A 10,761-nucleotide genomic window follows, 5' to 3' on the forward strand; every position below is an offset into this window, starting at 1 on the left:
CCGGCGCGGCCGGCGGCAGCCCGCAGGCGCAGGAACCAGCCGGGAGAACCTCGGTCGGCGTGGCCGCCATGGCCGGCGCGCTCAGCCTCGCCCTCGGACTGGGTGGTGGCGTTCTCTGGAGCCTCGTGGAGTCAGCGATCGCAGCCTGAGCGGGCCCGCGCTGCCGCGCGAGCTCAGCTGAGCGGCATACCGATTGGGCGGTGTACCGCTGAGTTCCATTGGGCGGTATGACGCTGAGCCGGCCCCCAGCCCACGTTGCCCTCCGCGCGCGGCAGAGCCAGCCCGTCTCGGGGTGGCTCCCGGATGGGGCCGCCTCTGGGGCGCGCGGCTCGGTTGTCACCGCAGCGGCTCCGGTGGGGACGGACCATCACCCGCCGTGAGGATGAGCGCGGCCAACTGCGCCGGGTGCGTCCACGGGTTGTTGTGCGAGCCGCCGAGCTCGACGACGCGGCATCGCGGCGAGACGCTCGCGTTGGCGCGCAGCAACTCGAGCCACTGGCGCGGTGCGAGGGCGTCGTGCACGCCGGCGGTCAGGGTCAGCGGCAGCCGCAGGTCGCGCACCGCCACCTCCGGCTTGTCGCGCTGGCCGGACCGGACGAGGGACAGCAGGTCACGAGGGCCCGCCCGCAACAGCTCCGTCGGGGCGAGCTCGGACGGTGGATCGTGCCGATACGCGCGCGGCAGGCGCAGCATGAGCGAGGGAAGGGTGCGTTGTTCCGGCGCGAACGTCGGCCCGGCGAGCACGACCGATGCGTCCTGGCGGAAGCGCTGGATCTGCAACGCGGCTCGCAGGGCGGCCTGCGCGCCGGTCGAGTGGCCCACCAGGACGAGACGACGACCCGGAGCCTGCTCGGTCGCCCGCTCCCGCACCCACCTCGCCGACGCGCTGGCTATCGCCCCAATCTCAGGCGTCGTGCCGCGCGTCCTCGTCGCGGCGCCCAGCACGTCGAGGACGGTCGCCACGGAGCCGTGGCGCCGAAGCTCGTCCACGAGGCGGCGCAGGTAGTGGGTGAGCCCCAAGCCGGGCACGATCACGACGAGCGGTTCGACGGTCCGCCTCCCTCGGGCTCCGGGGCGTCCTGCTCCTGCCGAGGCCGTTCGCTCTCCTGCCGAGGCCGTTCGCTCTCCTGCTGAGGCGGTTCGTCGAAGGACACGTGCACCTCTTCGAAGCCCTTGCTCCGCTCGGCCTGGGCCTGCCGCGTGTACGACCGCCGGTCGGCGCGGGTCAGCCGCACGTTGTCGGTGAACGGCGTGAGCAGGGACCGCGGGTGCAGCCGGTCGGTGCGCACGACGTTGATCTCGACACAGAGCACCACCATGGCGGCAGTGAGGTAGAGGAAGGCCAGCATGCCGAGGACGACCGCGAACACGCCGTTGGTGGCGCTCGCGTTCTTCACGACGCGGGACACGTAGATGACCCCGAACGACTGCAGGAGCTGCCAGGCGATGGCCGCGGCGATCGCCCCGGGGAGCACGTCACGGCTGGACAGGTCGCGGGTCGTGGCGAACCGGAAGACGAACACGAACAGGGTGACGTTGAGCAGCACGGCGCCGGCCAGCGTGACGCCCTTGCCGACGGCCTCGAAGGGACCCGTTCCCGGCGTGCCGAGGGCGGACAGCGCCGTCGTGCCGAGCACGGCCAGACCGGCCGTGGCGAGCAGGACCACGCTGCGACCCCGGGCCTTGAACGGGTTCGGCCTGCTGTTGCGGGGGACGCGCCAGGCCGTGTTCATCGCGTACTGGACGGCCTGGGCGACCCCCAGGCCGCCGTAGAGCGAGCCGAGGATGCCCACGACGACGCCGGTCGTGCCGCCCCCGAGCCGCTTCGGGTCGCCGAGCTGCGTCCCGACCACCGGGAACTGCGCCAGCGTCGAGTGCAGGACCTTCTGCTGCAGCGCCGGGTCACCCGCCAGCAGGAAACCCAGCACGGTCGCGAGGAGGAGCAGGAGGGGGAACAGGGACACGAAGGCGTAGTAGGCGATGAGCGCGGCGAGGTGCGGGCCGAAATCGTCGAAGTACTTGTAGAGGACCGCGAGCGGGAAGTTCGCCGCCGGATGCCGGCGCTGGAACCGGTCCACCCCCTCGAGAACGGCCACGTCAGTCCTCGGCCCGGGCCGCGGCGCCACCGCGACTGGCCTCGTCGGCCCGGACGACCGTGCCGCCGCGCATGACGAAGTCGACGTCCGCGGTGACCGCGATGTCGGCGAGCGGGTTGCCCGGCATCGCGACCAGGTCGGCGGACGCGCCCGCGCGCAGCACACCCAGGTCGTCGCGTCCCAGCAGCTCGGCGGCCACTGACGTCCCGGCCCGCAGGGCCCGCAGCGGGGTCAAGCCTGCGTCCACCATGGCCTGGAACTCGAGGATCCCGTGGCTGAACGGGAACATCCCGCAGTCGGTCCCGTAGGCGACCTTCACGTCGCTCGCGGCGATGACGCGCTGTGACTCGAGAATCTGCTCGCTGTCCCGGCTGAACTTCCAGACGGCCTGCTCGGGCAGCGTGCCGGCGTGCAGCATGGCGAGGTCCTCCTGCGTCATCTGCATCGTCGGGACGACGAACACCCCTGCGGCCGTTGCCATCTCGGCGCCTTCCTCGTCGATGAGGTAGGCGTGCTCCAGGCTGCGGACGCCGGCACGGATCGCCTGCTTACACGCGTCCGCGGCCCCGGTGTGGACGGCCACCGGCATCCCCAGCTGGGCGGCTGTTGCGCAGAGCGCGGCCAGCTCCTCGTCGAGCCACGAGGTGCGCGCCGGGTCGTCCCCGACGCTGAAGTAGCCACCGGCGTTGACCGTCTTGACCCAGTCGGACCCGTGCGCGTGCTCGCGGCGCACGAGCCGGCGGATCTCGCCGATGCTGTCTGCGACGGCGGACACGGGCAGGTCCCACCGGGACGGGTAGAACCCGCTGAGGTCTCCATGCCCCCCGGTGGAGCTGAGGATGTGGGCCGCCACGACGAGCCGGGGGCCCGTGACGAGGCCACGGTCGATCGCGTTGCGCAGGTCGACCGTCGGGAACTCCGGATCCATGCAGCCGAGGTCGCGCAGCGTCGTGAAACCGAGGCGCAGGTACTCGTTCGCGAGGGAGAGGCCGGTGAGCACCTTGGTGGCCGTTGACCCGAGCGTCTGCATCGCGAGCGCACCGGCGTCCATGGTGAGGTGGACGTGGGTGTCGATGAACCCGGGGCTGACCGTCCGGTCGGACAGGTCGATGACCTCGGCATCCGAGCGGCTCACCGAGGGGCCCATCTCGGCGATGACCCCGTCGTGCACCCGCAGCTCGGTGCGGCCGGCGAGTTCACCGGAGACGCCATCGAAGACGGCACCGCACACGACGACCGAGTCAGTCATGACAGCCAGTCTGCCCTCCTTGCCGGGTCCGCGCAGAGCGCTGACCCCGCCGGAGGAGGACGAAGGGGTATGCCGCTGACTCGCTCAGCGGCATACCCCTTCGGTTCTCTTGTGGCCCAGCCCCGCCCGGCTGAGCGGTGTCCGGAGTCAGGCTGCGGGGCGCCCGATGCGCACCCGCCACACCTCGGGCCCCTCCTCGAGGTAGTCCCAGGTGAACTGGTCCTTGTACTCGGCGTCGAACTGGTAGTACAGCGGCTTCGGGTCGTGGTCGTTGACGAGCTCGAACCCGGCGCCCGGCTCCAGCCCGTGGTAGGTGTCGAGGATCAGGGTGTGGCGGCGTGCCGGCGGCTCGCTCCGGACGTCCAGCTGGGGGTCTGCGGTCATGGCTACTCCTTCGAGGTGGGGGCTGGCGCGCCCGGCTCCGCGGGGAGCCGGGCCAGGAAGTGCATGGCACCGTTGACGCGCTCCGCCTCGCGGGGTCGCGTCTCGCGCAGGGCCCACCACGCCTTGGCGGCCAGCCGGCTCGCCGTGTCGGGGTGTCCGGCCTGTCCGAGCGCTCGCAGCGTCTTGACGAGCACGTCGGTCGTGCCGACGATGGCCTGCTCGACCGCGAGGTCCGTCGGGGTGCCCATGGGTCTCCTGTCCTGCAATTAACACGGATGATTCCGTGTTAAACACGAGCAGCGTACCCCACGCGCAGCGGCTCTCGTGCCCGGCGTCGTCGACCCCCGTCTCGGGGCCCGAGGGTCAGCCCCCGGCGTGTGGGTGTGCGGCCGTGCGGTCCGCCCATGCCGGGTCTGCGGGCCGCTGTGCCTTGACCCCGAGACCGCCGCGGTTGCGCAGGAGGGCGCGCACCGCGACGGTCGCGACTGCCGCCGCGGCGACGCCGATGAGGAACCCGCCGATGATGTCCGGGACGTGGTGGACGTGTGCGGCCACGCGGGCCGCTCCGACGACGGCTGCGACGACGAGCAGGCCGGCCGCCAGCCGGCGCCGCCACGGGAACAGTGCTGCGGCGATCGCCGCCGCGAACGTCGTGTGGTCCGAGGGGAACCCGTTGTCCGCAGCGTGCGGCAGGAGTGGTGTGTGACCGTCCACGACGAACGGGCGCGGGTCGGTCCAGACGAGCGCAGCGAGCTCGATGCCGACGGCGGCGAGGACGATCGTCAGCACACCGACACCCGCGAGGGCCAGCTTCTGGGTGCGGGGCACCTGCAGCCACACCACCGCGGCGGCGAGCGGGACGAGGAAGACGGCATACGAGGCGACGGCGACGATCACGGAGTTCACCCCCGGATCCTGCCAAGCGCTTCTGCGCGCGCGCTGGGAGTGAGCCGCAAGCCCGGCGACAGGGCCGGATCAGAAGTCGCCGGCTCGGTGGCGCATCCGACCCAGGATCTCGACGAGCTGCTCGACGTCGCGGGTGCTGAGGCCGGGCTGGGCGAAAACCTCGGTGTTGAGGGCGGCCGTCGCCTTCTCCGCGGTCGCGCGCCCTTCCGGAGTCAGGGTGATGATGAGGGCCCGGCGGTCGTCCGGATGCGCCTCGCGGGTCACGAGCCCCGCCGACTCGAGGCGGTCTACGGCGTTCGTCACGCTCGTCGGGTGCACCTGCAGCCGTGAGGCGATGAGCTTCATCGGCAGGGAGCCGCGCTTGCTGAACCGGAGCAGCATGAGCACCTCGTAGCGGGCGAAGCTGACCCCCAGGGGCTTCAGCGTCGCCTCGACCCGCGCGAGGGCGATCTGGTGTGCCCGCATCAGCGAGGTGATGGCCGCCATGCCCGGCGCGGCCTCGGCCCAGCCGTGGCCGACCCACTGCTCGCGGGCCGTGGCGATGGGGTCGGCGTCGAGAGCCGCGGCGAGGGCCGGCGTGCCCACTGTCTCGGCGGTCATGCCGCCATCGTAGGTCCGCTTTGCGTTGACGTCCATTATTAGGAAGTCCTAGTATTTTGTCGTCAGGCCCCCTGCGACACCGGAGTGCTTCATGTCCGCTCAGACCGAGAAGCCGGCCCTCTACGAGCCCACGCACCACATCCGCCTCGTGACCGCCTCGAGTCTCTTCGACGGCCACGACGCGTCGATCAACATCATGCGGCGCATCATGCAGAGCCAGGGTGCCGAGGTGATCCACCTCGGCCACAACCGCTCGGTCCAGGAGGTCGTCGACGCCGCGATCGACGAGGACGTGCAGGGCATCGCCGTCTCGTCCTACCAGGGCGGGCACGTCGAGTACTTCGAGTACCTCGTCCAGCTGCTCAAGGAGAACGGCGCGGACCACATCCGCGTCGTCGGCGGCGGTGGCGGCGTCATCGTCCCCGAGGAGATCACCCGGCTGCGCCAGTCCGGCGTCACCATCTTCAGCCCTCAGGACGGGCAGCGGATGGGCCTCGTCGGCATGATCAACTCCGTCATCAAGGACTGCGACTTCGACCCGTGGGAGGTCAGCCACCCCGACGTCGCCGCCATCGTCTCCGGCGACCGCGCCCACGTCGCGCGGGCCATGACCGGGGCCCAGGAGGGCGAGCTGCCGGACGACGTCGTCCGCGGCATCCGTGAGGCGGCCGCCCGCCGGACCGTGCCGATCCTCGGCATCACCGGCACCGGCGGCTCCGGCAAGTCCTCGCTCACCGACGAGCTGGTGCGTCGCCTGCGTCTCGACCAGCAGGACAAGCTCCGGGTCGCCGTGATCGCCATCGACCCGACGCGCCGCCGGGGTGGGGGAGCGCTGCTCGGCGACCGCATCCGCATGTCATCCCTCGACGGCGAGCGGGTCCTCTTCCGGTCCATGGCGACCCGCGGGCGCAGCCAGGTCCCTGACAACCTCGACCAGGTCGTCGACATCGTCAAGTCGGCCGGCTACGACCTCGTCATCCTCGAGACGCCGGGCATCGGCCAGGGTGACGCCGCGATCGTCGACCACTCCGACGTCTCGCTCTACGTCATGACGCCCGAGTTCGGCGCCAGCAGCCAGCTCGAGAAGATCGACATGCTCGACCAGGCCGACGTCGTCGCGATCAACAAGTTCGAGCGGCGTGGCGCCGAGGACGCCCTGCGCGACGTGGGCCGCCAGATGGTGCGCAACCGCGAGGCGTTCGGCAAGGGCCCCGACGACATGCCCGTCTTCGGCACGTCGGCGGCGACCTTCCACGACGACGGGGTCACCGCCCTCTACCAGCACGTCCGTGACCTGCTCGCCGACAAGGGGCTGCCGGTGCAGGAGGGTGTCCTCCCGCAGGTCACGACGAAGAAGTCAACCCGCATCGCGACCGTCGTGCCAGCCTCGCGCGTGCGCTACCTCGCCGAGATCAGCGAGACGATCCGGGGCTACCACGCCACGACGCAGCAGTATGCCGCTCAGGCGCGCCGGGTGCAGCAGCTCGACTCCGTGCGGGGCGAGCTCGAGCAGGCCGGCTCCGACAGCGCAAGCGTGGGCGAGCTGCTCGAGCAGGCCCGAGGAGATCTGCCCGGCACGGTCGCCAAGCAGCTCGCGGACTGGCCCGCCATCGTCGAGTCCTACTCGGGCGATGAGCAGGTCGTGCGGATCCGCGACAAGGAGATCGTCAACAAGCTGACGCGGGAGTCCTTGTCGGGCAACAAGATCCCCCGGGTCGCGCTGCCCCGGTTCACCGACCACGGCGAGCTGCTCACGTTCCTGCGCAAGGAGAACCTGCCCGGCTACTACCCCTTCACGGCCGGAGTGTTCCCGTTCAAGCGCGAGGGCGAGGACCCGGCCCGGATGTTCGCCGGGGAGGGCGACCCCTTCCGGACGAACCGCCGCTTCAAGCTCCTCTCCGAGGGCCAGCCGGCGACCCGTCTGTCGACCGCGTTCGACTCGGTCACCCTCTACGGGCGCGACCCCGACCCACGTCCCGACGTCTATGGCAAGGTCGGCACCTCCGGCGTCTCCATCGCGACGCTCGACGACATGAAGGCGCTCTACGACGGCTTCGACCTCGTCTCCCCGACGACGAGCGTCTCGATGACGATCAACGGGCCGGCGCCGACGATCCTCGCCTTCTTCCTCAACACCGCGATCGACCAGCAGGTCGACGCCTTCCGCGAGCGCGAGGGCCGCGAGCCGAGCGAGAGCGAGCTGAGCGGCATACGGGCGCATGCGCTCGCGAACGTGCGCGGCACGGTGCAGGCCGACATCCTCAAGGAGGACCAGGGCCAGAACACCTGCATCTTCAGCACCGAGTTCTCGCTCAAGATGATGGCCGACATCCAGGAGTGGTTCATCGAGCACAAGGTGCGCAACTTCTACTCGGTGTCGATCTCCGGCTACCACATCGCCGAGGCGGGGGCCAACCCCATCAGCCAGCTCGCCTTCACGCTCGCCAACGGGTTCACCTATGTCGAGAGCTACCTCGCGCGCGGCATGAGCATCGACGACTTCGCGCCGAACCTGTCGTTCTTCTTCAGCAACGGGATGGACCCCGAGTACAACGTGCTCGGCCGGGTCGCGCGCCGCATCTGGGCCATCGCGATGAAGGAGAAGTACGGCGCGGCCGAGCGGTCCCAGAAGCTCAAGTACCACGTCCAGACGTCGGGGCGTTCGCTGCACGCGCAGGAGATGCAGTTCAACGACATCCGCACGACGCTGCAGGCGCTCTGCGCGATCTACGACAACGCAAACTCCTTGCACACCAACGCGTTCGACGAGGCGGTGACGACACCGACCGAGGAGTCGGTGCGGCGCGCGCTCGCGATCCAGATGATCATCAACCGCGAGTGGGGCCTGGCCATGAACGAGAACCCGCTGCAGGGCTCGTTCATCATCGACGAGCTGACCGACCTCGTCGAGGAGGAGGTCCTGCGCGAGTTCGACAAGATCACCGAGCGCGGCGGGGTCCTCGGCGCGATGGAGACCGGCTACCAGCGCGGCAAGATCCAGGACGAGTCGATGCTCTACGAGCACCGCAAGCACGACGGCTCGCTGCCGATCATCGGGGTCAACACTTTCCGCAACCCTCGTGAAGGCATGGCGGGCGTGTCCGAGACCATCGAGCTGGCTCGCGCGACGGAGCAGGAGAAGGAGTCCCAGCTCGCCCGCGTCCGCGCCTTCCAGAAGGAGCACGAGGCGGAGGCGACACAGGCGCTCGAGGGGCTGAAGAAGGTCGCGATCGAGGGCGGCAACGTCTTCGACGTCCTCATGGACGCGGCGCGGGTCTGCTCGCTCCAGCAGATCACCGAGGCGTTCTTCGAGGTGGGTGGCCAGTACCGCCGCAACGTCTGAACCCACGGGGGCTCACGGCCGCGAGCGGCCCGAGCCCCCGTGTACCCCCGAAAGGCCCGCGTGGTTGCTGTGCGTGTTCTCGACGACTTGGGGTATGCCGCTGAGCTGGCTCACGCTCCACGCCGGGTCGTGTCGCTCGTGCCGTCCCTCACCGAGGCGATCGCGGCGACCTGCCCGGAGGTCCTCGTCGGCGCGACCGACTGGTGCACCCACCCGGAAGGGCTTGCGGTGCAACGGGTCCGCGGCACGAAGAACCCGAACCTCAGGACTATCAGGGAGCTACGGCCCGACCTGGTGGTGGCCAACAAGGAGGAGAACCGGCAGCTGGACGTCGAGCGGCTGCGTGCGGCCGGGATCCCGGTGTGGGTGACCGACATCGAGACCGTGTCCCAGGCGCTGACGTCGATGCGACGGCTCTTCGTGGAGGCGCTGGGGCTCGGCGTGCCGGGGTGGCTCGCAGCCGCAGAGGCTGAGTGGGCCGGCCCGGCCCCGCAGCCGAGGGCGCGAGTCGCGATCGCGATCTGGCGCGACCCGTGGATGGTGGTCGGGTCGTCGACCTACACCGGCGACCTCGTCGCCCGGCTCGGGTGGGACAACGTCTTCAGCGACCACTCGGACCGCTATCCGCACGTCGACCTGGCCGAGCTCGACCGGGACGACCTCGACGCGGTCCTGCTTCCGGACGAGCCGTATGTCTTCACCGAGCGGGACGGCCCGGAGGCGTTCACCCGGACATGGCCGGTGCTGTGCAGCGGGCGGTTGCTGACCTGGTACGGGCCGGCGATGGTCGGTGCCCGGGAGGCCCTGTCCTCCCTGGTGCGGCTGTCAGGGGGCCGGACCCCCTGAGCCCGGACGCCCGAGCCACGAGAACTGGCGTCATGACCACTTCTCGTGGCGTCCGGCGCCTGCGGGCCACGACACGGGGCATCGACACCACTTCTCGTGGGGTGGGTAGCGCACCCAGGTCAGGGCTCGGGTACGACGACACCAGCACGAAGCAGCCGTCGGGCCAGGTCCATTCCGATGACATCGGCTCGGCGGTAGCCACCCGCCATCAGGTCCGCCACGGCTGTGGCGTCGTCCCCGGAGGCGGTGAAAACCCCTGCGCGGCTGACGAGCCGCACGGTCCCGTCCTGCTGATGGTCCAGACGTGCGGCGAGGTGCTCACGCAGCCGCAGCCGGGTCTCCGGCACGAGCAACTCTGCGGTCGCGACCTGGGCGAGCGGCCCGATCGGCGCCGCCCGCGAGGCGCCGCGCCACCGGTCATCGAGGGCGGCGGCCACCTGCTGTGCCGGGGCGGACTGGAGGGCGGCGACGAGCGCGGCGCGCACCACCTCGACTTCCTTGCCGACGTCGGACACGGAGCCGAGGTCGACGCCGACCGGCAGGGAGGCGCGCAGGTCCGGGTCGGTGCTGACCGAGCGAAGTGCGAGGGACACGAGCTCGTCGGCGAGGTGCCGACGCGTCCACACGTGCACCCCGATGGTCAGGTGGACGCTCACGCCGCCGAGGGCGGTCGCGGAGTGCAGCCACCCCCGCGGCAGATAGAGGCAGTCGCCGGGGCGCAGGGTGAACTCGTGCGAGGGCTCCTCCCGTGCAGCCGCCTCGACGTGCCTCTGGTGGCCCGTCCACGGCTGGTCCCTCAGCGGCGACGCGTGGACCGGCGGGTGCAGCCGCCACCGTTTCTCGCCGACCGTCTGCAGGACGAAGACGTCGTGCACGTCGTAGTGGTCGTCGAATCCCCGGCTCTGGCTCGGGGTCACATAGGCGTTGACCTGGACCGGGTGCCGCAGCTCCTCGGACAGGTCCTGGGAGAACGCGATGACCGGGCGCCACGTCCGGTGCAGACCCTGCAGGACGATGGTGGCTCCGGCTCCGAAGAGCCGCAGCAGTTTGTCGTCACTGACCTGGTCGGCGATCTCCGCGCCGACCCCGCCGCCCTGGGTGAACTCGGCGTCCCCGAGGGTGCGGCCCTCCTTGGCGACCCGGAGGAAGGGGGTCCGCAGCGCGCGGCGGGAGACGAGCTCGTCGACGGCGGCCGCGGCGAGCAGGCCGGTCGGGTCGCCGGTCAGCTCGTCCGACGTGGAGACGAGCGGCTCGCTGCCCCAGTAGCGCTGCGAGAACTCCTCGACCGGGACCGAGACGAGTGCCGAGAGAGCCGGGTGCCCGCGACGTGTCGCGGG

General features: G+C 70.9%; 10 protein-coding genes. 2 read left to right on the plus strand and 8 right to left on the minus strand.

The window, feature by feature from the left end; all coding sequences use genetic code 11:
* Positions 1-336: 336 nt before the first annotated feature.
* From N864_RS23730 to N864_RS14645, 7 genes are all read right to left on the minus strand, one after another.
* On the minus strand, positions 337-1,035 hold the full coding sequence (locus N864_RS23730) for an alpha/beta fold hydrolase (protein ID WP_051518609.1): 699 nt from the start codon (positions 1,033-1,035) through the stop codon (positions 337-339).
* A complete protein-coding gene (locus N864_RS14620) occupies positions 1,032-2,096 on the minus strand; it encodes a YihY/virulence factor BrkB family protein (RefSeq protein WP_051518610.1) in 1,065 nt (354 codons plus the stop codon). The genes N864_RS23730 and N864_RS14620 overlap by 4 nt, the downstream gene beginning before the upstream one ends.
* Before the next feature lies 1 nt (position 2,097).
* Positions 2,098-3,345: a metal-dependent hydrolase family protein gene (locus N864_RS14625; RefSeq protein WP_034718230.1), complete on the minus strand. Its 1,248-nt coding sequence runs from the start codon at positions 3,343-3,345 to the stop codon at positions 2,098-2,100.
* A 147-nt stretch (positions 3,346-3,492) separates the two neighbouring features.
* Positions 3,493-3,729: a DUF2249 domain-containing protein gene (locus N864_RS14630; RefSeq protein ID WP_034718234.1), complete on the minus strand. Its 237-nt coding sequence runs from the start codon at positions 3,727-3,729 to the stop codon at positions 3,493-3,495.
* A gap of 2 nt (positions 3,730-3,731) precedes the next feature.
* Entirely contained in the window at positions 3,732-3,977 is a 246-nt protein-coding gene (locus tag N864_RS14635) for a hypothetical protein (protein WP_034718238.1), read from the minus strand.
* 115 nt (positions 3,978-4,092) lie between these two features.
* Positions 4,093-4,635, minus strand: coding sequence for a phosphatase PAP2 family protein (locus N864_RS14640; protein ID WP_051518611.1), 543 nt, complete (start codon positions 4,633-4,635; stop codon positions 4,093-4,095).
* 69 nt (positions 4,636-4,704) lie between these two features.
* Positions 4,705-5,235, minus strand: a complete 531-nt coding sequence (locus tag N864_RS14645; protein ID WP_051518612.1) for a MarR family winged helix-turn-helix transcriptional regulator — start codon at positions 5,233-5,235, stop codon at positions 4,705-4,707.
* A 91-nt stretch (positions 5,236-5,326) separates the two neighbouring features.
* Here N864_RS14645 and icmF point away from each other — a divergent pair, with 91 nt between their 5' ends.
* Positions 5,327-8,578: a fused isobutyryl-CoA mutase/GTPase IcmF gene (gene icmF, locus N864_RS14650; protein WP_034718241.1), complete on the plus strand. Its 3,252-nt coding sequence runs from the start codon at positions 5,327-5,329 to the stop codon at positions 8,576-8,578.
* A gap of 69 nt (positions 8,579-8,647) precedes the next feature.
* On the plus strand, positions 8,648-9,424 hold the full coding sequence (locus tag N864_RS14655; RefSeq protein ID WP_034718246.1) for a helical backbone metal receptor: 777 nt from the start codon (positions 8,648-8,650) through the stop codon (positions 9,422-9,424).
* A gap of 119 nt (positions 9,425-9,543) precedes the next feature.
* On the opposite strand, the gene N864_RS14660 is transcribed toward N864_RS14655, so the two are convergent.
* Positions 9,544-10,761: cupin domain-containing protein (locus N864_RS14660; protein ID WP_034718250.1), on the minus strand; the 1,218-nt coding region annotated here is incomplete at its 5' end.

The sequence above is a fragment of the Intrasporangium chromatireducens Q5-1 genome (assembly GCF_000576575.1).
In the GTDB taxonomy this organism is placed as follows: Bacteria; Actinomycetota; Actinomycetes; order Actinomycetales; family Dermatophilaceae; genus Intrasporangium_A; species Intrasporangium_A chromatireducens.

Excerpts from the sequence above, each read along its gene's own strand:
- N864_RS14635 (WP_034718238.1), bottom strand. The coding sequence starts at position 3,977 with ATGGGCACCCCGACGGACCTCGCGGTCGAGCAGGCCATCGTCGGCACG.
- N864_RS14630 (WP_034718234.1), bottom strand. The coding sequence starts at position 3,729 with ATGACCGCAGACCCCCAGCTGGACGTCCGGAGCGAGCCGCCGGCACGC.
- N864_RS14625 (WP_034718230.1), bottom strand. The coding sequence starts at position 3,345 with ATGACTGACTCGGTCGTCGTGTGCGGTGCCGTCTTCGATGGCGTCTCC.
- icmF (WP_034718241.1), top strand. The coding sequence starts at position 5,327 with ATGTCCGCTCAGACCGAGAAGCCGGCCCTCTACGAGCCCACGCACCAC.
- N864_RS14645 (WP_051518612.1), bottom strand. The coding sequence starts at position 5,235 with ATGACCGCCGAGACAGTGGGCACGCCGGCCCTCGCCGCGGCTCTCGAC.